28 protein-coding genes are annotated in these 26,136 nt (G+C 41.2%); 19 read left to right on the top strand and 9 right to left on the bottom strand.

The annotated features are described in order from the left end of the window. The first annotated feature begins 8 nt into the window (after positions 1-8). The 10 genes from gatB to LQ188_RS20040 all read left to right on the top strand — a co-directional run bounded on the left by gatB (position 9) and on the right by LQ188_RS20040 (position 8,976). Positions 9-1,436, top strand: a complete 1,428-nt coding sequence (gatB, locus tag LQ188_RS20085) for an Asp-tRNA(Asn)/Glu-tRNA(Gln) amidotransferase subunit GatB (RefSeq protein WP_230177949.1) — start codon at positions 9-11, stop codon at positions 1,434-1,436. Positions 1,437-1,590: 154 nt separating this feature from the next. After that, positions 1,591-2,133, top strand: coding sequence for a sigma-70 family RNA polymerase sigma factor (locus LQ188_RS20080; protein ID WP_230177948.1), 543 nt, complete (start codon positions 1,591-1,593; stop codon positions 2,131-2,133). Beyond that, a complete protein-coding gene (locus LQ188_RS20075; protein ID WP_101225009.1) occupies positions 2,130-2,597 on the top strand; it encodes a hypothetical protein in 468 nt (155 codons plus the stop codon). Before LQ188_RS20080 ends, LQ188_RS20075 begins: the two co-directional genes overlap by 4 nt. Beyond that, positions 2,590-3,654: a hypothetical protein gene (locus tag LQ188_RS20070; protein WP_230177947.1), complete on the top strand. Its 1,065-nt coding sequence runs from the start codon at positions 2,590-2,592 to the stop codon at positions 3,652-3,654. The genes LQ188_RS20075 and LQ188_RS20070 overlap by 8 nt, the downstream gene beginning before the upstream one ends. Further along, positions 3,651-4,577 (top strand): hypothetical protein, encoded by a 927-nt coding sequence (locus LQ188_RS20065; protein WP_230177946.1) that lies wholly within the window; start codon positions 3,651-3,653, stop codon positions 4,575-4,577. Before LQ188_RS20070 ends, LQ188_RS20065 begins: the two co-directional genes overlap by 4 nt. A 180-nt stretch (positions 4,578-4,757) precedes the next feature. After that, on the top strand, positions 4,758-5,672 hold the full coding sequence (locus LQ188_RS20060; RefSeq protein WP_101225006.1) for a diacylglycerol kinase: 915 nt from the start codon (positions 4,758-4,760) through the stop codon (positions 5,670-5,672). Between the two features lie 62 nt (positions 5,673-5,734). Then, positions 5,735-6,310, top strand: a complete 576-nt coding sequence (locus tag LQ188_RS20055) for a GNAT family N-acetyltransferase (RefSeq protein ID WP_101225005.1) — start codon at positions 5,735-5,737, stop codon at positions 6,308-6,310. Positions 6,311-6,348: 38 nt separating this feature from the next. Further along, the gene (locus LQ188_RS20050; protein WP_157831128.1) at positions 6,349-6,531 is read left to right on the top strand and encodes a hypothetical protein; all 183 of its coding nucleotides are present in this window, start codon (positions 6,349-6,351) and stop codon (positions 6,529-6,531) included. Between the two features lie 231 nt (positions 6,532-6,762). Continuing rightward, positions 6,763-8,133: a 23S rRNA (uracil(1939)-C(5))-methyltransferase RlmD gene (gene rlmD / locus LQ188_RS20045; protein ID WP_101225003.1), complete on the top strand. Its 1,371-nt coding sequence runs from the start codon at positions 6,763-6,765 to the stop codon at positions 8,131-8,133. Between the two features lie 291 nt (positions 8,134-8,424). Continuing rightward, positions 8,425-8,976, top strand: a complete 552-nt coding sequence (locus LQ188_RS20040; protein ID WP_260356292.1) for a YitT family protein — start codon at positions 8,425-8,427, stop codon at positions 8,974-8,976. Here LQ188_RS20040 and LQ188_RS20035 read toward each other — a convergent pair. From LQ188_RS20035 to LQ188_RS20020, 4 genes are all read right to left on the bottom strand, one after another. Continuing rightward, positions 8,973-9,833 (bottom strand): DUF421 domain-containing protein, encoded by an 861-nt coding sequence (locus LQ188_RS20035; RefSeq protein WP_230177944.1) that lies wholly within the window; start codon positions 9,831-9,833, stop codon positions 8,973-8,975. The two genes, LQ188_RS20040 and LQ188_RS20035, sit on opposite strands and share 4 nt — an antisense overlap. A 30-nt stretch (positions 9,834-9,863) precedes the next feature. Beyond that, entirely contained in the window at positions 9,864-10,070 is a 207-nt protein-coding gene (locus LQ188_RS20030) for a DUF1657 domain-containing protein (RefSeq protein WP_101225000.1), read from the bottom strand. Between the two features lie 219 nt (positions 10,071-10,289). Continuing rightward, positions 10,290-11,294 carry a stage V sporulation protein AD gene (spoVAD, locus tag LQ188_RS20025; RefSeq protein ID WP_101224999.1) on the bottom strand — a complete coding sequence of 335 codons (1,005 nt, stop codon included), beginning with the start codon at positions 11,292-11,294 and terminating at the stop codon, positions 10,290-10,292. Between the two features lie 234 nt (positions 11,295-11,528). Continuing rightward, a complete protein-coding gene (locus tag LQ188_RS20020) occupies positions 11,529-11,732 on the bottom strand; it encodes a DUF1657 domain-containing protein (RefSeq protein WP_101224998.1) in 204 nt (67 codons plus the stop codon). A 492-nt stretch (positions 11,733-12,224) separates the two neighbouring features. Between LQ188_RS20020 and LQ188_RS20015 the strand changes: the two genes are divergently transcribed. Genes LQ188_RS20015 through LQ188_RS20005 form a run of 3 tightly spaced genes read left to right on the top strand, consistent with a single transcriptional unit; the run spans position 12,225 to position 13,950 of the window. Further along, positions 12,225-12,401, top strand: coding sequence for a hypothetical protein (locus tag LQ188_RS20015; protein WP_230177943.1), 177 nt, complete (start codon positions 12,225-12,227; stop codon positions 12,399-12,401). Continuing rightward, entirely contained in the window at positions 12,398-13,675 is a 1,278-nt protein-coding gene (locus LQ188_RS20010; protein WP_101224996.1) for an ammonium transporter, read from the top strand. The genes LQ188_RS20015 and LQ188_RS20010 overlap by 4 nt, the downstream gene beginning before the upstream one ends. Before the next feature lie 47 nt (positions 13,676-13,722). After that, entirely contained in the window at positions 13,723-13,950 is a 228-nt protein-coding gene (locus tag LQ188_RS20005) for a group-specific protein (RefSeq protein WP_230177942.1), read from the top strand. A gap of 345 nt (positions 13,951-14,295) precedes the next feature. Here LQ188_RS20005 and LQ188_RS20000 read toward each other — a convergent pair whose 3' ends face one another. After that, entirely contained in the window at positions 14,296-14,628 is a 333-nt protein-coding gene (locus LQ188_RS20000) for a hypothetical protein (protein WP_034306570.1), read from the bottom strand. 354 nt (positions 14,629-14,982) lie between these two features. Between LQ188_RS20000 and LQ188_RS19995 the strand changes: the two genes are divergently transcribed. The 5 genes from LQ188_RS19995 to LQ188_RS19975 all read left to right on the top strand — a co-directional run bounded on the left by LQ188_RS19995 (position 14,983) and on the right by LQ188_RS19975 (position 19,420). Next, positions 14,983-15,639 (top strand): 5-bromo-4-chloroindolyl phosphate hydrolysis family protein, encoded by a 657-nt coding sequence (locus LQ188_RS19995; protein WP_101224994.1) that lies wholly within the window; start codon positions 14,983-14,985, stop codon positions 15,637-15,639. After that, positions 15,636-16,808, top strand: coding sequence for a toxic anion resistance protein (locus tag LQ188_RS19990; protein WP_230177941.1), 1,173 nt, complete (start codon positions 15,636-15,638; stop codon positions 16,806-16,808). Before LQ188_RS19995 ends, LQ188_RS19990 begins: the two co-directional genes overlap by 4 nt. A gap of 11 nt (positions 16,809-16,819) precedes the next feature. Continuing rightward, positions 16,820-17,389: a nitroreductase gene (locus LQ188_RS19985; RefSeq protein WP_101224992.1), complete on the top strand. Its 570-nt coding sequence runs from the start codon at positions 16,820-16,822 to the stop codon at positions 17,387-17,389. Between the two features lie 192 nt (positions 17,390-17,581). Further along, positions 17,582-18,088, top strand: coding sequence for an SEC-C metal-binding domain-containing protein (locus LQ188_RS19980; protein ID WP_034306044.1), 507 nt, complete (start codon positions 17,582-17,584; stop codon positions 18,086-18,088). Between the two features lie 333 nt (positions 18,089-18,421). Further along, positions 18,422-19,420, top strand: a complete 999-nt coding sequence (locus tag LQ188_RS19975) for a S8 family peptidase (protein ID WP_101224991.1) — start codon at positions 18,422-18,424, stop codon at positions 19,418-19,420. 44 nt (positions 19,421-19,464) lie between these two features. Here LQ188_RS19975 and LQ188_RS19970 read toward each other — a convergent pair whose 3' ends face one another. Both LQ188_RS19970 and LQ188_RS19965 read right to left on the bottom strand, forming a co-directional pair. Further along, a complete protein-coding gene (locus LQ188_RS19970) occupies positions 19,465-20,127 on the bottom strand; it encodes a DUF1775 domain-containing protein (RefSeq protein ID WP_101224990.1) in 663 nt (220 codons plus the stop codon). Between the two features lie 18 nt (positions 20,128-20,145). Beyond that, positions 20,146-21,780: a copper resistance protein CopC gene (locus LQ188_RS19965; protein WP_230177939.1), complete on the bottom strand. Its 1,635-nt coding sequence runs from the start codon at positions 21,778-21,780 to the stop codon at positions 20,146-20,148. A 302-nt stretch (positions 21,781-22,082) separates the two neighbouring features. On the opposite strand from LQ188_RS19965, the gene LQ188_RS19960 reads away from it, so the two are divergent. Beyond that, entirely contained in the window at positions 22,083-23,576 is a 1,494-nt protein-coding gene (locus LQ188_RS19960) for a cadherin-like beta sandwich domain-containing protein (protein ID WP_230177937.1), read from the top strand. 51 nt (positions 23,577-23,627) lie between these two features. On the opposite strand, the gene LQ188_RS19955 is transcribed toward LQ188_RS19960, so the two are convergent. Both LQ188_RS19955 and LQ188_RS19950 read right to left on the bottom strand, forming a co-directional pair. Beyond that, the gene (locus LQ188_RS19955) at positions 23,628-25,259 is read right to left on the bottom strand and encodes a PAS domain-containing sensor histidine kinase (protein ID WP_230177935.1); all 1,632 of its coding nucleotides are present in this window, start codon (positions 25,257-25,259) and stop codon (positions 23,628-23,630) included. 114 nt (positions 25,260-25,373) lie between these two features. After that, entirely contained in the window at positions 25,374-26,030 is a 657-nt protein-coding gene (locus LQ188_RS19950) for a VTT domain-containing protein (protein ID WP_230177933.1), read from the bottom strand. Positions 26,031-26,136: the final 106 nt, after the last annotated feature.

Below are 26,136 nucleotides of genomic sequence, written 5' to 3'. Positions count from 1 at the left end.
GAAAAAAAATGGACTTTGAAACGGTGATTGGTCTAGAAGTACACGTAGAATTAAAAACGGATTCTAAAATTTTCTCAGCGAGCCCAAATCATTTTGGTGCCGCTCCAAATAGTAACACGACTGTAATCGACCTAGGCTACCCAGGTGTATTGCCTGTCGTCAATAAAAAGGCTGTTGATTTTGCAATGAAGGCTGCAATTGCCCTGAATTGCGAAGTGGCGGAGATTACGAAATTCGACCGGAAAAACTACTTTTACCCGGACAATCCTAAAGCATACCAAATTTCACAATTCGATCAGCCGATCGGTGAGCATGGTTGGATTGAGATTGAGGTGGGCGGCAAGAAAAAGAAAATTGGCATTACCCGCATTCATATGGAAGAGGATGCTGGAAAGCTGACACATAAAGGGAACTATTCACTTTGTGATTATAACCGCCAAGGTACGCCTCTAGTTGAAATCGTATCCGAACCGGATATCACTTCCCCAGAAGAAGCTTATGCATATCTGGAAAAATTGAAATCCATCATTCAATACACCGGCGTTTCCGATTGTAAAATGGAAGAAGGCTCACTTCGCTGTGATGCCAACATTTCCTTGAAACCTGTCGGCCAAAAAGAATTCGGTACGAAAACCGAATTGAAAAACTTGAACTCATTCAACTTCGTCCGCAAAGGGTTGGAGCATGAAGAAATCCGCCAAGCGGAAATCTTGAATGAAGGCGGCATAATCGAACAGGAAACACGCCGGTTCGACGAAGCTACAGGCAGAACGGTACTAATGCGAATTAAGGAAGGCTCCGATGATTACCGTTACTTCCCGGAACCGGACTTATTGACAATTCATATCGATGAAGAATGGAAAGCGCGTATCGCTGCCGAGATTCCGGAACTTCCGGATGCCCGGAAAAAACGCTATGTCGAAGAATTTGGCTTACCTGAATATGATGCAGCCGTTTTAACGGTAACGAAAGAAAGTGCTGATTTCTTTGAAGCGACAGTCGCTTCAGGAGCTGATGCAAAACTGGCATCTAACTGGATCATGGGTGAGGTTTCCGCCTTCTTGAATGCAGAAGGTAAAGAGCTGCATGAAGTCAAATTGACTGCTGAAGCGTTGGCTGGAATGATCAAGCTGATTGAAGATGGCACGATTTCTTCTAAAATCGCTAAAAAAGTTTTCAAAGAATTGATTGAAAACGGCGGGGATGCTGAAACGATCGTCAAGGAGAAGGGACTAGTCCAAATTTCCGATGAAGGCGCATTGCGTACAGCCGTTGAAGAAGCATTGAATAATAACCCGCAATCAATTGAAGATTTTAAGGCCGGTAAACAAAAAGCAATCGGCTTCCTTGTCGGACAGATCATGAAAGCGACAAAAGGACAAGCCAATCCACAGCTTGTTAATAAAATTTTGGTGGAAGAAATCAATAAACGTTAATATTGACCGTATCACTTTTAAAGTGGTACGGTTTTCTCTTGATTAAGAAAAGATTTTACTGTGAAAAAGCGAAAAAATTTTTGAGTTATCTGTAGGGGTAACTCCTTTTTGTGCGTCTATTACATGAATGATTAAAAGGAAAGGAGGAAGAGAAGTGACGGATGAGTTAGTTGAGAAGGTAAGGGCTGGGAATGATCATGCATTCCGAATGTTGATTGAAACATATAAACAGACGATTTATAGGACCGTCTATTCCGTCTTGCGGAATCAAAAGGATGCAGAAGATGTTACCCAGGAAGTCTTTATCAAAATCTACACCTCTCTTCCTCAATATAAGAACCAAGGTTTCAAAACCTGGATTACCCGAATTGCGGTAAATCATGCAATCGATTTAAAGAGAAAGAGGGAACGCCAAAAGGAAGAATTGCAGGAAGAACATTCATCGGAAGCTAATTTGGGCTTAACGGATGATGTCGAGGCGGTATTCTTTCTGAATGAAAGGCGAAAGCAAGTATTACGGAAGCTGAATGACCTTCCAGAGGGATATCGGGATGTTGTATATAGCTATTACATAAAGGAAAAGACATTCAAGCAAATTGCAGAGGAACAGCATATTCAAGTGAAATCTGTCGAGGTAAAGCTATATCGGGCAAGAAATTGGATGAGAAAACATTGGAAAGAGGAGGATTTTTCGTGAATCATGTTCCTGAAGCAGAATGGGTTGCATATTTGGCAGATGAAATACCAGAGGCTCTAAAAATTGAATATGAAAATCATCTATACTCCTGTGACAAGTGTTTGTCCGCCTATATGGAAGCGATGGAAAAAGAAGAAACCAGTCTGGACATCGAAGGATTTGATATTGCAGGTCCGGTCATGGACTCGATTAGCCGATTGAAAGAAGGTTCTGGTGAAGAGGCTAAACAACACCGAAAAGAGAAATCACTCCGGACGATTACAAGACATTACCTGATCGCGGCCGGGTTTACCATTTTATTGATGGCAGGCGGAGTATTTCAATCATTGACGGAATACGTGGATTCTGTGGAATCAAGCAGCGGAAGGGAAACGCAGTCCTTAACCGATGGACTTATTGATAAAACATTTAATTGGATGGACACAATCGAAAAGAAGAATAAGGAGGGGTTTAGAAATGAATAAAAGTCCGGTATTAGCTTTTTTATTATCGTTTCTGCCAGGTTTCGGACATTTTTACCTAGGAAGGAAATATAAAGGGTTATTTTATTTTCTTGCCACGGCTGGATTGGGGCTTGGAGGTCTATTTCTTTCGTTGATCAGTCAATCGGATGCGTTTCTGGCTTTTTCCGTTATTGGAATGGTGTTTTATTTCATCAGTATATTTGATTTGGTGGTCACCTCACTGAGGAATCCTAAAAATGAAGAGAATGTAGGGGCCGATCAGCCGGAGACGGAAAGATTTTATGTAATCATCCTGTCATTCGTTCCAGGATTAGGGCATTTTCAGCTGGGTCTCATGAATCGGGGACTCATTTTTCTCATCGGCTTTTTAGGCCTTGGCATCATGGTTGTATTCATCAGTGTGATGACACAAATGGAAGGCCTGTTGATATTCATGGCATTATTGCCTGTTATCTGGATTTACAGCTTTTTTGATTCTGTTCAACAGCTGAATAAAAAGCAAAGAGGTGAGGAGCTTATCGATCGGACCGTTTTGGAAGACTTCGAGGAGAGAAGGGAATCCGGCAAGAAGAGTAAATCGGTCGCGACTTTACTCGCCATTTTTCCTGGTGCAGGTCACTTATATTTGGGGCTGCAAAAACGTGGAATTCAATTGATGGCCGGCTTTTTATTCGCCATTTACATACTGGATTTACTCCGGTTAGGTTTCTTCTTTTTCCTTATTCCGATTATCTGGTTTTATAGTTTTTTTGATGGATTGCAAAAAGCCTCGAAAATGGAAGAGGGACCAGTAGAAGATACGCCCATCATTTCGGGTATGGTCAATCACCAAAAATGGCTAGGATTGGGGTTGGTGGGAATTGGAATCTATTTCTTGGCCAGTAATATAATCGTCCCGGCCATTGCCCCTCATTTGGATGAATGGATTGGAAGCAACTTGGAGTATTGGTTTAGAGATTATTTTCAAAAAGGACTTGTATGCATCCTTCTCATAGGCGGGGGAATCAAACTGCTGTCGGGAAGTAAAAAAGGTAGAGTCGAGGAGGAGACTAAATGAGAACATGGAGAGTCGGAACGATTTCAATGGGGATCTCCCTGGTTGGTTTGGGTTTTGTTTTACTCGTTTCTCAAATTTCGGATATGAATTTGACGACGATTCTGCTATCGTGGTGGCCGTTGCTGTTCATTATCTTGGGTGCAGAGATTCTCTTTTATATTTATTTTTCCAGAAAAGAAAGTTCTTTTGTAAAGTATGATATTCTTAGCATTCTTTTCGTTGGATTGCTTGGAACGACGGGAATAGTTTTAATTCTGCTTACATCCAGCGGATTGTTGGATCAAGTTAGGGCTGCCGTTAATAGTGAAGAGAAAACGGTCAATTTGCCTGGTTTCAATCAAAAGGCAGGAAAGGGCATACAGAGAGTTGTCCTGGACACTGGTTCATACCCATTGACAATTGAAAGTGGTAAGGACGAAGAAGTTTCCGTTTTTGGAACATATGGTGAGCGGGTAATGGAAGATGATGATTCATTGTTGAACAAAGCGGAAGATTATTTACTTGTTGAAAGAAATGGTGATACTCTTTATATTAGCTTCAAGGATTTACCGAGTCAAAATGGACTTTTGGACAGTGGTACAAGGAATCTTAAGGCAACCCTTATAATCCCTGCTGAGTTGGCAGTGGAAATTGACGGACAAAGTACCGATCTTGTCTTGAAGCCTAGAAAGCTCTTGAATGACTGGAGTGTGAAGGACAGCGGAAATCTAAGTGTAGTCCTTCAGGATAATAGTGATATCAAGATAGATGCTAGAGGGGTCGAGGAACTTGAAGGCCCCGAGAGTGGCTGGAAGATGACTGAAGTGAAAAAAGGAACAAGTGATGAAGGCATTGTAAAAAAGAATGGGATATTCAATACTGGTGATGGGAAACATACTTTAATGGTTACCGATACATTTAACGTGAACGTTCAATATCCATGATTGAAATCATTTACTAGAATAAAATTGTAAAAAGCATTATAATTTTCCCTGATGCGATTTCTAGTAAAATGTAAAAGATATGGACCGAAATACGGTCCTCTTTTTTTCGAATATTGCTTTTCATGTAACGAAGGATTAAGATGTAAATTATGGAATCAATATGTATAAGGATGATGGGAAATGAAAAGAGCAAGGTTGATTTACAACCCGACTTCGGGCCGGGAAGCCATTAAGAAGAGCCTGCCAGGTGTGCTAGCAAAACTTGAAGAAGCTGGTTATGAAGCTTCTGCACATGCGACGACCGGTGCCGGGGATGCGACGAAAGCGGCTAAGATAGCGATTGAACGCGGCTATGATGTAGTTATTGCAGCAGGGGGCGACGGTACGATTTATGAGGTTGTTAATGGACTGGCCACTGCAGAGAAACGTCCGAAACTAGGAATCATTCCGACGGGAACGACCAATGATTTCGCCCGGGCGCTGCATTTACCGAAGTCGATCGAAGGAGCGGCCGAAATTATAGCCGGTGGGCATACGATGCCGGTCGATATCGGGAAAATGAACGATAAGTATTTCATCAATATTGCTGGCGGGGGCAGATTGACCGAATTGACCTACGACGTGCCAATCAAGCTGAAAACCATGCTTGGTCAGCTAGCCTACTATATTAAAGGAATTGAAATGCTTCCTTCAATTAAGCCGACGGAAGTTTCTATTGAATATGATGGAAAGCTTTTTGAAGGAGAGATCATGCTTTTCTTGGTGGCTAACACGAATTCGGTCGGCGGCTTCGAGAAACTGGCTCCTGACGCCTCTTTGAATGATGGGATGTTCACGTTGCTTATTTTGAAAAAGGCAAACCTCGCTGATATTGTCCGTGTCGCAACATTGGCAATGCGCGGTGAACATATACATGATAAAAACGTCATTTATGAAAAAGCCAATCGAATTAAAGTACATGCCAAAAAGGACATGATGCTTAACTTGGATGGGGAATTTGGCGGGATGGCCCCAGCTGAATTCGTAAATCAGTACCGCCATTTTGATGTATTCATCCCGCAAGGAATACTGCCGGATGATCCGGCAAATAAATAGGTTGAAGTGGCCACTGAATCTGGTGGCCTTTTCAGTTTAATGAAGCAAGGAGAATTACAAACATGTATATCAGGAAAGCGACACCGGACGATGCAAAAAAGGCAGCCGTATTGACCCGGTTAGCGATTAAGGAAATTGCAGAGGTTTTGACTGGTGAAACGGAAGAAGAAAAGATACTTTCCGTTCTTGCCGATTTGTTCAGGAAAAGTGGGAATCGGGTCAGCTATGAAAATACGCTTGTCAGTGAACATGATGGACAAGTATCTGGATTGATCATTGCTTACCATGGCAAGGATGCCGAAAGCTTGGATGAACCGATAGTGAAACAATTAAGGATGAAGATGAAAGACCCAAGCGTTACGCTCGATAAGGAAGCGGAAATGAGAGACTTTTATTTGGATACAGTATCCGTCGACCCGGATTTTCAAGGAAAAGGTATTGGTAGTGCACTGATTCAATATGTTGAGGGATATGCTAAACATAAGGGATATCCAAGGGTTTCTTTGGTTGTTGAAAAGGAAAATGAAGCGGCGAATCGTCTCTATGGCAGATTGGGGTATGTGGAAATTAAAACCATTCCGATTAGCGGTCATGAATTTCGCTATATGGTAAAGGAAATAGAAGAACCTCCTGTTTAACAGGGGGTCCTTTTTACTCATTTAATATATGGCACTGTATGCGATTACATTTGCTGTCCATTCATGGCGGCCCAATCAGCGTAAGCGCCGGTGCCATTACAGCCGGGACAGTCGTGTATATCGGAAAAATGATATTCCGTAGGTACGAAGGAGCTGTATCCACGTCCGTAACAATCTGGACAGAGGCCTTTTTCCTCCATACTTGCACGATGTTTTTCTAACCTTGTAGCATTCCAGGCCGATATAGAGTTAAATAAACCCATTTCCTCACCTCATCTGTTTTTCCTTATTTTTCTTTTTTTAGTGAACTTTTATTCATGGAACTATGAAAAATCCGTAATTCCTTCCACTATATTTTTATGAAAACCAAGGTAAATTGGTGAGTGGTTTTGTGACAAGGCCTCTATTGTGGTAAAATACAGGCTAGCATAAAAAAGAAAAGAGAAGATGATATGAAAAAAACAGCACCAGTTGCTAAAAATGATATTATAGAGGTTTTATTTGAAGATTTAACACATGAAGGGGCTGGCGTCGCTAAAGTCGATGGCTACCCGATCTTTGTTCAGAGCGCCCTTCCAGGTGAAAAAGCAAAAATTAAAGTGATGAAAGCTAATAAGGGTTATGGCTTCGGCCGCTTGATGGAGATTATCGAAAACAGTCCATACCGTGTTGAGGTCACGACCGAAGATTACCCTAAATACGGTGGTTGTCAGCTGCAGCATATGAGCTATGAAGGACAGTTGGAATTCAAGGAAAAGCAAGTGCGTGAAGTGATGACACGAATCGGGAAACTTGAGGATGCGAAGGTTCACCCGATCATCGGGATGGAGAACCCAACCCACTATCGCAATAAAGCGCAAGTACCTGTTGGTGAAAAGGATGGCAAGCTAATAGCTGGATTCTTCAAACCGCGGACACATGAAATTGTTGAAACGAAAGAAAGCATTATCCAAAATGAAGTGATCAATGAAGCCGTTCAAGTTGTTAAGGAGATTTTCAGTAAACTTGGTATTCCTGCTTATAATGAAGAGGCACATAAAGGTGTTTTACGGCACATCATGGCCCGTTATGGCAAGCAAACAGGCGAATTAATGATTGTTCTTGTTACAAGGACGAAAAGTATTCCTTTCATCGAAACCATCGTGAAGGAAATCGTTGAACGTCTTCCGCAAGTGAAATCCATTGTTCAAAACGTGAATTCCAAGAAAACGAATGTTATCTTGGGCGATAAAATGACTGTACTATGGGGCGACGAAGTGATTCATGATATGATCGGTGATGTGAAGTTTGCGATTTCAGCAAAATCCTTCTACCAAATCAATCCAGACCAAACGAAAGTCCTTTATGATAAAGCTCTTGAATATGCAGGGCTGACGGGTGAAGAAACGGTGATAGATGCTTATTGCGGCATTGGGACCATCTCTTTATTCTTAGCTAAAAAAGCGAAAAAAGTAATCGGTGTCGAAGTGGTCGAAGATGCGATAGAAGACGCACGCCGCAACGCTGAATTGAATGAAATCTCAAATGCAGAATTCATGGTCGGCGACGCAGGTAACGTTATTGCTGAATGGTATCAAAAGGGCAACACTGCGGATGTCATCGTTGTGGATCCGCCTCGCAAAGGTTGTGAAGAATCCCTTCTGAATACGATCATCGAGATGAAACCTAACAAAGTCGTATACGTATCATGCAACCCAGGCACTTTAGCGCGTGATCTTCATATATTGGAAGAAGGCGGATATAAAGCGGTTGATATCCAGCCTGTCGATATGTTCCCAATGACGACACATGTTGAAAATGTAGTGTTATTAGAGTTGAAATGAATGAGTGTGGCCCGGTCTAATTGACTGGGCCTACAGTTTTTTTATGGCTTGTACAATTGGACGTTGATTTTTGTTCAAGGCACTCGCTTTCCGCGGGTCTCCCTAGACGCGCTTTTCCCTACAAACTGTGGTCCCGGTCTAAATGATCGGGACCTTTTTACCGTAATTAGTTTGAAGGGAAGGGAGGGAGATTTTTTTTTTTCATGTTTATTCTTGACGCTTTGACTTGGACATATAGTAAGGAATATATGGATTGGGAGGCAAGGTGATTTTATTAATTTTCAAAAAGCGGTGGCTGTAATTGTTGGTAGCTTTTTGGTGGGCATTGGAATCAATGGTTTTTTAGTTCCCCATCATTTAATAGATGGCGGCGTTATTGGGATTGCACTTATCCTTCATTATTTCTTTGGTTTTCAAACGGGGCTATCCATGTTGATCCTTAGTATTCCTATATTTTTATATGCCTGGTACTATGAACGGCCTTTTTTCTATAGCAGCGTTCACGGATTGCTTTTGACATCCCTTTTTATGGATTGGCTTAATCCATTGAAAAAGGTCTTTTCCATTTCGATACTAACAAGCTCTTTGATTGGCGGTGCCATCATAGGGATGGGCATAGGACTCATGCTTCGATATGAGACAAGCAGCGGGGGAACGGATATGTTAGCTAAAATCATCTCAAAATCTACTTCCATGGATATTGCTTTGGCGATTATCGTCATAGATACACTAATCATTTCAGCTGCAGCATTTACCTTAGGGATCGAAATTTTTCTTTTTTCATGTGTGACGATTGTCATCATTGGACTGATCACATCGCTTATGAAAGTAAGGAATGATTAGTTCCTTAAGATATAGGCGACTTCATCTATTGCCCTTTGCAGCTTTTCGCTATTTTTGCTGAACATCTCTTTAGCTTCCTTTGATTCAGTTCCAAGGGCAAACAACTCTAAGTCCGCTTGGCATTTTTTCAAGGTCGCGAGCAAAAGAGGTTTTTCTTGAGGGGAAGGAACTTTAAGCTTATCATCATAAAGGTCCACAGTTAATTCTCCGTTAGAATTAGCTTGACCAAGAAACACATTTTCTAGGAGTACACCCAGCTTATCCAATTCAGTATGAAGCCAATTTTGGTTCAGACCAATCGTGGAAAGTGGTTCATCAAGTATGCTGCCGTCCATAATGATGGTTTGTGGCTCCTTTACTGCAGCTACAGGCAAGTTAAGGTCCTTGGCTGTTATAGGTTGATTTTGCTTCTTTAACATTACGGAAAAATCCCCGTTGGCTTCCAATAAGGCAAACTCAACTTCAGAAATATCGAAGACATCCTTTTTCCGGAGCAATCCTAACAATTCATCGATGGTATATTTCTCTTTTTTTAAATTATCTTCCATGACTTTCCCATCTTTGATGAAAACCGATGCTTTTCCTTCCACAAGATCACGGAAAGTTTTACTTTTTAAGGATATTAAACCTGCAATGAAGGGTGCTATGGCAAAAACGAGAATGGACAGTACGCCATGTATAATATTGCCCTCCACTTTTGTAGCTAATTCTGCCCCAACATTACCAATGGTTATGCCCGTTACATATTCAAAAAAGGAGAGCTGGGACAATTGTTTTTTTCCTAACACTTTAGTGATCAAAAAAAGAACAATTAAAAAGAAAAATGAACGCAAAACAATTTCTATCCAACCCGGCATTACCAAACACCTCCTGCTTGATCATGGTCATTAAAAACCTTTATATTGCGGTTCTTCCCTTTCTAACTCGCCTACGCGCTTCTGTACATCCTTAATAACTTCATTCACCACCAGCATCGTTTCATGTAAGATGCGTTTAGATTCATCGTCTTGAGTCCGGAGTGCTAAGCTGGATAAACCTGCTTCAACTCCTTTTAGGCTAGATACACATTGCTTTACATTGGAAGCTATCGTCATGCAGCATCCTCCTAATCTTTAGGTCTATGGGTCGGAACACTCCAGGCTGTTATCCCATGCACCGGTTACTTCAAACATGCGAGCGGCAACAACCGAACAATCCAGTCTTTTCCGCATCCGCTAACGCTTCCGAAACCACCTCCGTCCGGTATGAGCAGGCGTCTGTTTGTATACTTCAAATCTTATCTGTCCCGTTACACAAGTAAATCATGGTTGTGGTTACTCATATTCAATCGATACGGCATGGGCAATGCATGGAATCGTCTCACTTTGTTGAAAGGAAAGGGGAGATAATAGAGCACCTGTAGCCACGACGAGCAATCGTTTTATTTCTCCCTTTTTCATGCGATTCAATAAGTGACCATAAACGACGGTTGCGGAACATCCTGGGCCGCTTGCCCCGGACAGGACCGGTTGACCATCCCTGTATATCATTAAACCGCAATCTTTATATTGCTCCTCTTTAATCGGCGTACCATGTTTCTTAAATAATTCCAGAGAAACTTCATGTCCAATTTTCCCTAAATCCCCGGTCACTATCAGATCATAATAGGATGGGTCGAGGTTTCTTTCTCTTAAATGGGCTTCAATCGTATCCACGGCGGCCGGGGCCATGGCACCTCCCATATTGAAAGGGTCAGTGAGGCCCATGTCGATGACCCGGCCTATCGTAGCTGAAGTGACCCTTGGTCCTTCCCCGGCGCTGCTTAATAAAGCCACGCCGGCTCCTGTAACGGTCCATTGGGCTGTTGGAGGTTTCTGCCCTCCGTATTCAGTTGGGTAGCGGAATTGTTTTTCTACTGCGGCGTTATGACTTGATGCTCCTGTCAATAAATACTCTGCTCCTTTGGTATTGACAAGATAAGCACCAAGCGCCAATCCCTCCATGGAGGTGGAGCAGGCGCCAAATAAGCCGAGATAAGGCGTTCCCAGTGTTCGGCAGGCAAAACTGGTAGGCGTTATTTGATTGATAAGGTCGCCTCCAAGGAAAAATTGAATCTGTTCCTTCTGAAGACCAGCCTTTTCGATTGCTTTTGTGCTCGCTTCTTCCAATAAGACTTTATGTGCCTTTTCATAGGTATCTTGATTTATCCATAAATCGGAATGGAGAAGATCAAAATCATCCGCAAGCATACCGTCTGCTTCAAATGGACCGCCGACAGTTCCTGTGGAGACGATGACAGGCTTTTGATCAAACACCCATGTGCGATGCCCCGTAAGCATTATAAACCACCCCAATGTATGAGTATTGTCAGTGCTAAGGTAAAACCAAGTATTAACATAAATGATTCGCCAATTTGATTATATTGGTGCCGTTCCCTAACAGATATAGCTGCATTACCGCCAATTCAATACACCATAAGTCCGGTAAGGACGGAAAAACGCTTGATATAGAAAAGAAAGGAATGGATATAAAAAAGGGCTGGTTGCCTTAACCACCCTTTTTTATATGAATGATTATTGCTTATATTGAGGTTCCTCATTTTGAATCTCTTCAATACGAGGAGTGATGCTGTCCACAATCGTTTGTGTTTGTTGGGCAGCTTGCTGGTACAGTTGTTTGGCTTGCTCATTATCTGTTGAAAGGGCGAAGGTTTCAAAGCTCGCTTGAGCACTTTTCAGCCCGGCTAATGTTGTTTTGACATCGTTTATTACTGTCATATATAGGACCTCCCTAGTTTATATCTTCTTGTTTAGAGTAAGAAAAAAATGATTATCTATACCTTCCAATATTTATCTGGATGAGTTAACTATCTCAGTCCATTAATCAAACGTTTGATTAATGAAGGACAACAGGCAAAAGTGAGGTTAATATCATTCATTACGCAAAGTGGTTTTTATTTCTTAATTATTGACTGAATTCAGAATTATTAATATAATTAGAAAATATAACGTGACTACGTGAGGTGATATGACATTTATATTCATGATGATTTATATAGTAGAGTTGTTTTTGAAATTTCATCTGAAGAAGTTGTAAAAGGACTGCTATTCCATAAAAGCAACCAAGAGTCGGAAATTGAATCGATTAAAGGTAAAATTCATAAATATGAGCAAAAACGAAGAGCTGAGGAAGCTTGGTATCAATCCCTATCACCATTTAAACGTTTTTTTACAGGGCGTGCTCCAAGTCATCACCAGGCCGTTGAGCATTTGGTGAATGTTAAAGATAGATATAAACAAATCGAGAAAACAAAACAGAAGGTCGCTTTTTTAAATGAGATGATCGGTTTACTTGAAGCTGAACCGGAAAAACGGGAAATTAATTTACCATCAGACATCATTAAAGAAATAATGGCCTGGCAGAAAGCGGAGGGAACCCCAAGATGACTCTAGAAACGTTAAACGCTGGCTTGGATACGATTTGGGTGGTTCTGACAGCAGCCATGATTCTATTGATGGAGGGCGGGTTTGCTTTATTGGAGGCAGGGTTCGTCCGTACGAAGAATAATGTGAACATCATCATGAAGGTTTTTGCCGATATTACGATTGGAACGCTTTGCTATTTCGTCGTTGGTTTTGGCTTAATGTATGGAGCGGATGTATTTGGAATTATTGGAGCAAGCGGCTTTCTGCTGAAAGGTGATTTGTCGCATATAGACCTTACGATTTCCATCGACGCATTTTGGTTATTTCAAGGGGCATTCGTCATCGCGGTCGTTTCCATCGTTTCGGGAGCCGTTGCAGAAAGGATCAATTTTCGGGCGTATCTTATTTTTGTCGTAATGATGACGGCATTCATCTATCCGATTGCCGGTCACTGGGTATGGGGTGGTGGCTGGTTAAGCGTGTTGGGCATGCAGGACTTCGCAGGGTCAGCAGTCATACATGCACTAGGCGGTTTTTCTGCACTTGCGGCCGCCATTGTAATCGGGCCGAGAGCAGGAAAATTCACTTCACGGGGGACTAGCTCCATTTCACTGCCGAGCAATCTCCCACTGGCATCTGTTGGGGCATTTCTTTTATGGTTTGGCTGGTTTGGGTTTAATGCTGGAAGCACCTTGCAAGCTACTGATGGACGCATTGGCCATATTGCAATTGTCACGATGCTTTCAGCTGCATCAGGGGGAGCGGCGACCTTGCTTTATACACTTTTTAGATATGGACGCTCGGATGCACCTTCCGTCATCAATGGATCACTTGCAGGTCTTGTCGGGATTACGGCTGGCTGTGCATTCGTTAGTGATCTTTCGGCATTGTTGATTGGAGCAGTTTCTGGAATGTTGATGTTAGCTGCGACCAATTGGCTGGAAACCCGAAAAATCGATGATCCGGTTGGCGCCTTTCCTGTTCATGCGGCATCAGGGATGTGGGGTACGATAGCGGTAGGGCTTTTCTCCACTGAAAACGGATTGTTCGCCGGTGGGGGATGGCATTTGCTCGGAGTTCAAACATTAGGATTAGTGGTGTTATGCATCTGGGGCTTTACATTGACATGGTTCGTTTTTAAAATTATAAATGTTTGGCTGCCTATCAGATCCACTGAAGAAGAAGAAGAACTCGGATTGGATATCAGTTATCATGGCATCATGGCCACACATACCTCGCCGGAGTTCATCAAGGTCGAGGACTACTATAAGCAGGATGAAGAATTGACAAGGTAATGACTATAATACAAGATAGAATCAAGATAAGTAAGAGGTGAATTTAAATGGGTGCATGCAATCTTAATCATTCGCAGCAAGATGTCAGGCTGAAATTTGAAAGTCAAAAGGCATTTTTACCAAGCGAAATAAGTCAAACATTAGATCGATATCTGGAAAAAGGGAATTCGCAGGAAACATTGAATGAACTTTTTCATCTATTGAAGAAGTATGACTTGTCTACCCAGGAGGAACAGGAATCAAGAAACGAAAAGTTGAAACGGTTAATGTTGTAAAGGGAAAAAAACGGAGGATGACTTCCGTTTTTTTTGTTTTTTCTTATTAAACGATTTAAGGGATTGGGCGCGGGAATCTGACTCCTATTTTCTTTTTATTCGGTGCAAAAGTAATTGTAACTGCTTTTTTAAAGAAGATAGCAGGAATAACATTTAAGGCAGCGAAAACATGACTGTAAACGAAAAGGTATTCTTTTAAGAGTTTAAGTAACGCGGACAAAGGTTTAGCGGATCTTTAAAGATTTAATCAATCGTTTGATTAAATTTCATGAACTGACTACCAGGCCTTCGATAAAAGCATGGAAAAATAAAAAAGCGGGAGCCCATAATGAGCTCCTGCTATCTTTAAAAACCATCATCTGTCGCGGTGAAGGGGATGTTAAGGTTTCTTTCCACTGCCCGAAGTCTTTGATTCAGTCTGTTTAACCTATTCGTATGTCGCTGATCCGCTTGACTTAGCCTTGTGATTTCCTGGTTAATGCGGTTCACTTCACGATTTATCCGCGTGATTTCTTGGTTCTGCCGATTGAGTTCCCTCGTTTGACGCTCGTTTTGACGCTCAAGTTCCCGGATTCTTCTTTCAAGTTGTTGAGGCTGCCTTTCAATATCGAATTGGTCTGGCACCTGGCTATATGGATTTTCTTGTACCTGCTGAAAGTTCCAATCTTGCTGTGGCATATAATCAAATCGTTCAGGCTGTTGGAAGTATGGGTTAAAATTTGGTTCAAAGTACTGATGATTTCCATTTTGTTGTGGATAAGGATAAAATCCGTATGAATTCATGGTCAACTCTCCTTTTTAAAATCAGGATGGATACCCTATAACTTATGTCAGTTCCGGTGAAGTGACTAGGCGTTAGCCCATATTAGCGGGAAGAAGGGGTAATTTACAGAAAAAATTTCAATAAATTTGCAGAAACCATCCGGTTCCTATATCGTTTAGGGGAGGAGAAATTCTTTTATCCAACTTGAAACCAATTCCAAGGATAATCCGTATATAAAGAAAAGAGTGTAAGTCAGGAGTGTAATGATTATGAATCGATTTCTTGCTGATTTTGTTCCGATATTGATTGCATTTCCAATGGTTTTGCCGGTTTGGATAATTAGCTATTTTGTATTGAATCAACCGTTTGCCCTGTCCGTTGTCATATCTTTAGCAGGAGGGGTGCTTGCATACTGGCTAAGTTCCGTATATTTTTCATCCAGATACCTCAAAAAACATGAATTGACGAGAAAAGAATATCAATATATAAAGAAAAATTTAACTGAAGCAAAACCAAAGATTTGGCGGGTGCAAAAAGCACTAATCTCGGTCAGGCATATCTCCTCTTTCAAACAGAGGAAAGATATGATTAAAATGATCAGGAAAATATACAGTCTGACGAAAAAAGAACCGAAGCGATTTTACCAGGCGGAACAATTTTATTACTCGCATCTGGATTCCGCCATGGAGCTTGCGGAGAAGTATGTTTTTTTAGCACAGCAGCCAAAAAAGAATAGGGAACTCGAACTCTCCTTAACTGAGACTCGTAAAACATTAAAGGAACTCACTAATACGATAGAAAAGGATTTATATAAAGTGATTGCGGATGATATCGATAACCTTAACTTCGAATTGGATGTTGCTAAGCAATCCATTAAAACGAGAAAAGAGTCACAAGTAATTGATGAAAGCAGGAGGTTAAAATGAATAACAATGATCCAAACCTGTTGAATAAAACGAACGATGCCAGTTTGATCGATGATCTTTTAGCCAATCCATTTGATGGGGTGCAGGAGGTGGAGAAAGCATCTTCACAGGAAGCGAAACCGGTTAAGCTGATTGATGTCATCCCTGAAGAGAACAGGGCAAAGGCTTATCAGCTTGCCGAACAAATCGACCCAACGAATCATCAGGCAATGATTTCCTATGGTACACCCGCCCAATCAAAGCTCCTGACCTTTTCTAATTCGATGCTTGAGCATGTCCAGAAAAAAGATGTGGGTGAAGTGGGCAACATTATCAGTGATTTAATGAAAAAGTTAAACGAGCTGAGCCCGGATGAGCTAAAACCGGATAAGCCATCATTCTTTGCGCGTATGTTCGGGAAGCTCTCGGGATCTGTACAGGAGGTACTATCCAAGTATCAAAAAACAGGGGCCCAAATTGATCGTATCAGTGTGAAACTCGATCGGAGCAAGAATATCCTGTTATCGGATATCGTAATTCTTGAAAAGCTATATGAAACGAATAAGGATTACTTTCAGGCATTGAATGTCTATATTGCAGCTGGGGAAATCAAACTAGAAGAAATTCATGGGAAAACGATTCCGGAGCTAAGGAAGTCCGCTGAATCAAGCAATGATCAAATGAAGTTTCAAGAGGTCAATGATATGCTGCAATTTGCTGAACGGTTGGATAAAAGGCTTCATGATTTGAAATTGAGTCGTGAAATCACGATTCAAAGCGCACCGCAAATCAGGCTGATCCAAAACACGAATCAGGCACTAGTCGAGAAAATCCAATCTTCGATCATGACCGCGATTCCCCTTTGGAAGAATCAGGTTGCGATTGCACTGACCCTAATCAGGCAAAGGCATGCTGTAGAAGCACAAAAACAGGTTTCCAAGACTACGAATGACTTGTTATTGAAGAACTCCGAGATGCTGAAAACGAATACCATTGAAACGGCTAAAGAAAATGAGCGCGGACTTGTCGATATCGAAACATTAAAGAAAACTCAAGCTAACTTGATTTCCACGCTTGAGGAAACAATGCGGATTCAAGAAGAAGGCAGGCATAAACGCCGGCAAGCCGAACAGGAATTGGCATCAATGGAAAATGAGCTGAAACAGAAACTATTAGAGATAAAGGGATAAGGGGAGATAAAATGGAAACTATCGAAGCTATAAAAACGAGACGAAGCATTGGAATCGTAAAGCAAGATCCGGTACCTAAGGAAATGATCGAGCAAATCATCGAAGCCGGAACGTATGCACCCAATCATCATCGAACGGAACCTTGGCGTTTTTTTGTATTGACTGGAGAAGGAAGAAATAAACTTGGCCAGGTATTCGAAGAAATCACAAGAATTGAAAATGCTGATGATACCCCTGAAAATTTAATCAGCAAGCTCGAACGGCAAAAAAAGAATCCATTAAGGGCTCCAGTCATCATCGCAGTGGGCATAGAGCCTAGTGATAAGAATAATGTCCTTGTGACAGAAGAATATGCGGCAGTGAACAGTGCCATCCAGAATATGCTTCTTGCAGCACATTCTCTAGGTCTGGGAGCAGTATGGAGAACGGGGAAAATAACGTATCATGAAAAGGTCCGTGAATTTTTCAATTTATCCTCTAAGGGAGAGGTATTGGCTTTCATATACTTGGGTTATCCTGACATGGAGCCGAAACCTGCCAAGAGAACATCGATTGATGAATTGACCACATGGATCGGATGAAAGATTGAGGGAGCTGCATCAGTTTATAGATACTGATGCAGCTTTTTTATTGCCTTCAATAAGGCTTCCTTAAATCTGCATTTAATGAAGGGGATTTGGCTTTGCCAAGCTTCGTTTCAAGTGACGATTGATGAATTAGGTTGTACAATACATAGGAAGAATAAATTTTGATGAATTAGGATGTGTCTATAGATGAGAACGATTGATCCATTTGAGATACTCGATGGAAAAGCGATAAAATATTTGGATGTATTTGGCGTTGAGGATGGCATTGCCTTAAAGAGTAAGTACGAAGATAAATCGTATTGGATATATGATTATTATTGCATGCATCAAACTTGTGATTGCCAGGAAGTATACCTTGAATTCGTTGAGGAGCTTAAAGGCAATAAACAGGCGGGACAGCATTTTGGAGTGAGGGTTTCTTTCGGGGATAATCAATTTGTCCTGGAGGATTATAATATTTCCAAGCAAAAGGCGATGGATATCGCGGAAGATACGCTGAAGTACAGTAAAGATGTAATGGAATTATTTAAACAGCGGTATCAGCAAATGAAGGAAAAAGGCACGCAAATTATCACGGAAAGTGCTAAGGCAGCTAAAATGCCGCATGTTCATGCAGAACCAGTCATTGGCAGAAATGAGCCTTGTCCATGCGGAAGCGGGAAAAAATACAAAAAATGCTGCGGTGCAGCTTAACATTTTGGAAGCTGACTCGATTCGGAGTCGCTTCTTTTTTAATTGGAAAAGCGCATGCTTGCAAAAAAACTGAATAATGAATAAAAAAATGTGGTATTTATCGAACGTTTGTTCTATAATGGTAGTACCAGATAATAACATAAAAAGAAATAAAAACTAGTTATTTAGACGGAATTTTCCGAAAACTTCTTTTTTATTTTCATAAATCTGGTATATATAAGAGAGAAGAGTTTTTTGATCTCATCTCTTTCAACGGTAGACGGCAACCAGACGGGATGAAAATCCCCACACTGATGGCAGTTTAACTTATTGAACGAAGGAAGGGGTAATCAAATGACAAGAGAAAAAAGATTAATACCTTACAAAGTTCTAGAAGTAATGGAAACGGTGAAAGAGAAGATTCCTGAGGGTGTCGAGCTTGTGAAAGCACCGGCGATTTGGGAAAAAAGCAATTATGGTGAGGGCGTGGTAGTTGCCGTCATCGATACAGGCATTGACAAGGGACATCCAGACCTCAAGGAAAGAATCATTGGCGGGAAGGATTTTACCAATACCGGGGATTATCAAGATGATAACGGACATGGGACACATGTTAGCGGTACGGTTGTAGCTGCCATTAATAATGCCGGTGTAGTGGGAGTGGCTCCGAAAGCAAGCATATTAGCGTTAAAGGCCCTAAATGGTCAAGGACAAGGCGATATAGATTGGATTAATGGGGCTCTAGAGTATGCAATCAATTGGCGGGGACCTAATGAAGAAAAGGTTTCGGTTATTTCACTTTCACTTGGCGGACCTCCGGATGAGACTGAACACAAACTCATTCAAAAGGCCCTTCAGAACGATATCCTTGTAGTTTGTGCAGCCGGAAATAGCGGTGATGGGCGTCATGAAACGGATGAATTGGATTATCCAGGAGCATATCCCGAGGTAGTGGAAGTCGGAGCTGTGGATTTAAGCAGAAATTTAGCGGATTTTTCAAATACAAATGATGAAATTGACTTGGTGGCGCCAGGGGTTGATATTCTCTCTACGTATCCAGGCAATAAATATGCGAGGTTGAGCGGAACGTCAATGGCTACGCCCCATGTAAGCGGTGCAGCAGCTCTCTTGAAAGTGATTGCTGAAAAGGAATTTGAGCGCAATTTAACTGAAGCGGAATTATATGCACAGCTGGTGAAAAGTACGGAAGATCTGGGAATAAGCAAAAAAGCACAGGGAAATGGATTGCTTAACTTAACGATAACGGACCAAAGAGCTGAAAAATCGATTAAGATTACGATAGAATCAGAGAACCTTAAGTTACCGAGTAAATCGGTTGTCATGGAATATTAGAAAAGAAAAAGGTGCCTCAAGAAATTGGGGCACCCTTCCAATGATTATTTTTTATTTTTCCTTAGAGCTGCTAAAAGCGCTACAATGGAAAGAATTAGTGATATGACAGCCAGGGTGATGATCAGCGTTTGGTTGCTATCATCTTCTGTTGTTGCTGACTCCTTTGAATTGTCAGTTGTCGTGGAATCATTAGTGTCAGCTTCATCTTTGTGACCATGGTCCGCTGGTTCTGCACTATCATTAGGCACAACCGTAATTTCCGTTACAGAATGCGGTAGGTCTGAGCCTTCTTCACCGCTCCATTCAACAATTTCACCATCTTCGTAATATTGAAATGCATCCCAGGCAACTTTCGTTTCTTCTTTAGGATTTTGTGCTACGAAAGAGAATTGCTGGAATTGTCCTGCTCCGATACCTTCATCAGTTGCTGCCCAAGTTACCGTTTTTACATGCCCATCTTTGTCACCTTCTGTAGTTACTTTCCATCCCGGTACAGGTTGATAGCTCTCAAAAGTAACCCCTTCAGGAACTTTTAAAGTCACCTTTGTAGTGGCAGCTTCTTTTTCGACGGGTACTTTAAGTGTATAGGTTTCCCACGCCTCAGGGGCAGATGAACTAGGCTTGACTGTAACATGAGCATACGCTGAACCGGAAAAAATGAATAGTGCAGTAAATGTAAAAATAAGAAGCTTTGAAATGCTTTTCATTAGTATTAATTCCTCCAGTTATGAATTTCCTATGAAAATTATAAAATCAGCATTGATTGAATCCAGGCTTTCAGTTAATCCGTGAACATGGATACTCCACTTTCCTGGCATGGTTAATATAGACTTTGATGTAAATGTACCTGTGTTTTTCTCCTTCATCTGCAGCTTTATTTCACCATTTGGCGTATCCAATGACTGCATTGTGATTGTAAGCTGCTCTATTTCAGCAATTGGCTTGCCTTCATTGGAAAGGTTTACTTGAATCAGGTTATCCCCTACTTCATTGGGGGTCACCATTAATGTAACCTCATTATTTTCTTCAGTCAGTAACGTCTTTTCAATGGGCCCGGGAGAAGACATGGCAGTTTGGACATTTGTCAATAGAGCTGCAACGACAAGTATGACGATCCCTAAACCAAACTCCATTCCCACACTATAACCAAGTTTTTTCGTTTGCTTTTTCCCTCGGAGAAAATGAAAGCCTCCTAAAACGATCATGACTAACATGAGACCGATTTTCGCTAGTAACAATTGGCCATATGTTGTGTTAAACAATGAATGGATAGTCGGTACATGCTGTAAACTGCTATATATCCCACTGACAATCAGTATGATTACAAACAGAAATGACCATTTGGAAAACCTGGAAATGATCGACCAGTAAAACGTTCTCTTATCTTCTTGGACTGCCTGACCATTGGCTAGCCCAGGCAAAATTACCAATAAGGCCATAATGCCGCCGAGCCATAAAGCCATGGACAATAAATGAAGGAAATCCATCAAAACGGCCAGGACCTGATTAGGAACGGCTGCTGTATGTCCAGTTAAAGCCTTACAAATCATCAAGCAGGCAATTATGATGAAAGAAAGGTAAGGTAGTGATTTATTCAGGGTGTTCTCGAGCATGAAATAAATCACTAAAAATAGAAGCAGCAATATTAGAATTTCAATGATCCAGACCGATCCAAAGTTTGTAGCATTCAATACTTCTTTTATATAACTAACTTTAAATGCATCAGTCCAACCTACGCCAGCATCAAGCGTAACTTTTAAAGGCAGACTGCAGAAGATGGAAAATGCTAAACCTGCATATGAACTCCAAAGGTATAGACGAGTTCTTCTGCTAGCTTCAAAAAGTCGAGAATCCTTCATTAACGATAATCTGAAAAAAAGGATTCCGGTTAGGGCAGCGAAGCATATGTATTGAAGACTTTGCAGGATTACATTGATGGAATTCGGAAAACTTGCATTCACTTCGGAATTTTCTTGGCCTGAAAGACCAGCTGAATCTCCGAATTGAAAGGGTATTGTTCCTTCGATGGGATGGCCATCACTCGAAACCACTCTCCATTTAATGTAGTAAATCCCTTCATCGATAGTGTCCTTCCACTTAGCTTCCAGTACTTTTTCACTTTGTTCCGAGATTGCACTGTCTTGGATTTGAATTTTGTCCCCATCTTGGCTGAATACCTCAAGCGAATGGAAAGCTGGCTGGATATTCTCACTGAATTGAATGCTGATTTTTTCAGGAAGAGCATCCATTGCTTCATTCGGGCTAGGATTAGAGCTTATTATTGTAGCATGACCAAAAGCCATTGCCGGGTTTAAAAGCAAAACGAACAGGCTGACTATCAGCCAAAAATATTTTTTCATCTTGGTGTGCCATCATCCTTTCATCAGATTATGTAAGTTTATTATAAAAGGAAAATGTGAAAAAACAGTGAAAATAAATTAGTTATCTAAAGGCAGTTTAAGAGGTTCGCTAGAAAGGTGATAACAATATGGTTAGATGACCTGCCTCCCTCCATCCATTATAACCATAGTATTGGTTGGGGATTCCGCTTTGCACCAAAGAATCAATAGGTATCCTCCGAAAAAATCCATTAAGAAATAATTAAGGTTCCTTTGGTAACCTGGCCCTATCATGTTTGCAGGAATTATAGGAGGGATAGGCTTTGCTAAAGAAGGGGTTAAAAGAAAAAAGCGTGAAGGTGATCTTGGTTGGTTCTCTTGTAGGGATGGGAACATCCACTTATATGCCCGAGGCATGGGCTGCGGAAGGCGCGTCTGTCATTCAGGAAGAGGCACAAACGGTAAATAGTCTTTCAAAGCTAGAAATAGAAGGGATAGAACTGGATCAAAAATTTTCGGAAGATGTACACGATTATAGTTCGGCAGTGGGGAATGATGTGGAAAAGATCACATTGCTTGCAGCAAGTCCTAACGAGAATGCAGGCATATACGTGAATGGTGTAAAAATGACAGATGGTAAAGTGAAGGATATAACTCTTCAAACTGGCATGAACACGTTTAAAATCACCGTCAGCGATGGGGAAAATGAAACGGTTGCGTATACTCTCAAGGTCGAAAAACTTGAAAGTGATGATAACCTTTTAACATCGATTGGATTATCAAAAGGCTCATTAACATTCGATTCTAAAGTGACAGCTTATAATGCTTCAGTTGAAAATGAAGTCCAGTCCGTTACGGTAACTCCAACATTGAGTGACAGTACCGCAATTGTAAAGGTGAATGGAAAGGATGCTACCAATGCCGGTGTAAAGGTCACACTTCCAGTCGGTAAGACAACGGTGAAGATTATCGTTACAGCTGAAAATGGAGATGAAAAAACCTATACGCTAACGACTACACGGGCTGCAGCCAAGGTAACCGAATCGAAAGATGCTCCTAAAGAGAGTGAAGTTCAAAAGGAGCCATCCACAGAAACAAGTAATGCTCAACCTTCCTCGGATAATGGGAATAAATCATCTTTAACATCAACAGAATCCTCGGATAAGGGGAATAAATCACCTTTAACATCCGAGGAATCCTCCAATAATCTAAAACTAAGCAGTGGTGTCAGCCAAGTGCCGAAAGCACAGCAAATTGAAAGTAATTCAACACAAAAACTGAAAACGGATTCTATAGAGAAGGCAGCGTCAGCAGATTCTTTAGGCGAGGAAGGCAATAATGCACCAGTGTTAAACAATCTGACAGTATCAACCGGAGTATGGAACAAAACTTTTGAATCTAATGAGCATACCTATCATATCGAGGTCGATAATGATATTTCTTCAGTCGAAATGGATGCAACGACAAATGCCAGCGGAGCAACGATTGAATATGACGGTGAGAGCAGTAAACAAGTGAAGATCAATGATAAAGCGAAGACGGCCATATCCGTTACCGTTTCAAAGGATGGGGAGCGCCGTACTTACGTCCTTGTTTTCGAAAAGGATATGGATGTGGAGATGGATGAGGAAGAAACCGTGGATGATGTCAAAACAAAAGAGGCGGAGGAAGTTGAGGCTGTACAAATGAGTACGGCTGGCAAGAATGTGAGCGATACATCGAAAGATACAGAAGGCCAGGTTAATGTGATACAGCCTGTCGAGACTGTGTCATTCTTTGGGAATATAAAGGATTTCTTCACCTCCCTGTTTAAATAGAATCGTTCTGAATCCTGCAAAAAAGGACAAGGTTTAGGCTTGTCCTCGGATTCAAAATTTTATGGGCAAAATGATTTGGATCTCGGTTCCATAGTTTAGTTCGCTGTTAAAGCGGACCTTTCCCCGATGCGCTTCGATGATTCGGCAACTGACTGTCAGTCCTAATCCGGTTCCTTTTTCTTTAGAAGAATAGAAAGGTTCTCCGAGATGCTTTATCCGGTTTTTTTCAATTCCGCTTCCATTATCTTTGATGGTGATGGAAAGGTTATTATCCATGCGTTCGAAATCAATCCAAATGTGATCGGCGGATGCCTCCATTGAATTTTTGAGCATGTTTATGAAAACTTGTTTTAATTGGTTTCCCTCACATAAAAGAAGCGGTATTTCGTTTTTAACAGATATTGATATTTGGGTGGGGTACGAGTCCGCCTCTGGTTTCAACAAGGTTTTGACATCATTCATCAGGTCGATGATTTGATGTTTGCTGAATGGAAGTTCCTGTGGTTTCGCCAGAACGAGTAACTCACTTACAATAAGATTGATTCGGTCCAACTCACTTAACATGATTGTGTAGTATTGTTCATAGGGATGGTCGCTCTTTTTAAGCAGCTGGACGAAACCTTTTAAAGAAGTCAACGGGTTTCGTACCTCGTGGGCCACACTTGCGGCAAGTTCGCCGACTATCGATAATTTTTCGGTTCTTCTTAAGCGGGCTTCGGTTTCCCGGATTTGAGTGACCTCTTTAGCATAAGTAATGATTCCGACTAAATCCTCGCCAACCATCATCGGGACAAACGTACAAGAAAGTAAGATGGAATTCCCGTACTTCGTCAGGAATTCTATATCTTTACCTTTTTTGATTCCCTTATGGTTTTCCATGACATATTGGCAAGATGTACGGATCAATTCCGCGTCTTCTGCTGAGAAGTTCAAATTAATGAATGAGGCTCCATGTATTTCTTCCTGTTGAAAGCCTGTTACCGTTTCAAATCTAGGATTCACCGTCGTGATCATTCCGTTTAAATCAAGCATCAGCATCGGATATGGGTTGTGTTCAAACAATGATTTATAGCGTTGTTCACTTTCGAATAATTGATTCTCCGCGACAACCCTTTCAGAAATATCCCTGCCAATGACGACTAAGCCTTTTCGTGAACCATCCTCATTGAACAGGGGAACTTTAATCGTATCAAAGGTCTTGTGATTGCCATCGGGAAGAGGGATGATTTCCTCACACCGTGTGATTTCCCCTTTTACCCACGTTTCTTCATCGGAAACTTCACAGTAGATCAACGACTCTTTATAAAATTCGGAGTATTCGGCGAGCTCACTGTCTCTTTTTCCTTTATAATCTACATGCTCCAATTGAAATAATTGCAGCCCGAAGGTATTGGATTCAAGCCATCGGCCATCACCATCCTTGAAGTTAACGAAATCAACCATCGAATTGATGAGTGTACGCCGACGTTGTTCCGCCTCTTTTAATCGTTTGAATTCTTCCCTTTTAGCTAAATAAAGATATAAGACCAAGCCTATTGATAAAAGGAAAACAAAGCCTTCCACTCTTTGCAGTTGAACGAAGACTTCCTTGTTTTGGATATTTGTAGTTAAAAAATAGTCGAATACGACTAATGTAAGAATCCCGGATAGGATATATATTGCTAAGATGGAGCGTTTGGACATGGAGATTCTCCCTGATTTTAGACATTTCAAAGGTAAAATTACATACACATTTTAACAAACTATCGAAAAAAAATATATGCAGAATCCTAAATAAAAAAACAGGGGCCAATGTGGTCACCTGTTTTTTCTGAAGAAGGTAAGTTTCTTTTTCTTTTTTGCACGCTTATAGATAATGAAAAATAGTAAGAAGAGGAGTGCGAGTGCAGCTAGCGTATATTGGTTCATTTCAACAGATAGCAGTCCATAGGGAATCAGCGATAGGAAGAAAAAGTATATAAGGTTGCCAAGCGCCGTCGCTAATAAAAAATCCTTGAACGTGACAGTGCTGACTCCAGCTGCCAAGTTAATTAAGCTTGTTGGGATAAGCGGGAAAATCCTTCCTGTAAAAACGTACATGAAGCCATGCTCCACAACGGTTTCCTGCCATTTTTCACCAATCTTCTTTAAGAGAAGCTCCTGAAACCAGTTTCTTGCTGCATAAAAAATGAATCCTGAGGCAACAACACTTGTAAACCAACTCCATAGATAGCCATATATGAATCCGAATATCGTGACATTGATAGTCAGGAGCAAAATTAAGGGGATGATTGTAAAAGAATTTTGTACAAACATCAATACGAATGTCACAATAAATGTAAGCAGAAGGTTTTCCTTCAATATACCAATAACAGAATCCAGGTCACTTTTCCAAACCAAAGTGAACAGCTCAGCATTAGAGTATATAAATATTGCGATTACAAGTAGACCTAATATGGTCAGGACTTTTTTCAAAGGGCCACCACCATTCTTACTAATAGTTTATCATTTTCGAGTTCATTGGTGAAAAAAAAGAGCTGCCGCATCATGCAGACAGCTCTTTTCCATTATAGTGGCCTAA

Origin of the sequence: Peribacillus sp. Bi134 (assembly GCF_918698065.1) — a bacterium.
Classification (GTDB): Bacteria; Bacillota; Bacilli; order Bacillales; family DSM-1321; genus Peribacillus.
Note: the sequence above shows the minus strand (reverse complement) of the source record. Positions and strands in the feature narration are given on the sequence as shown.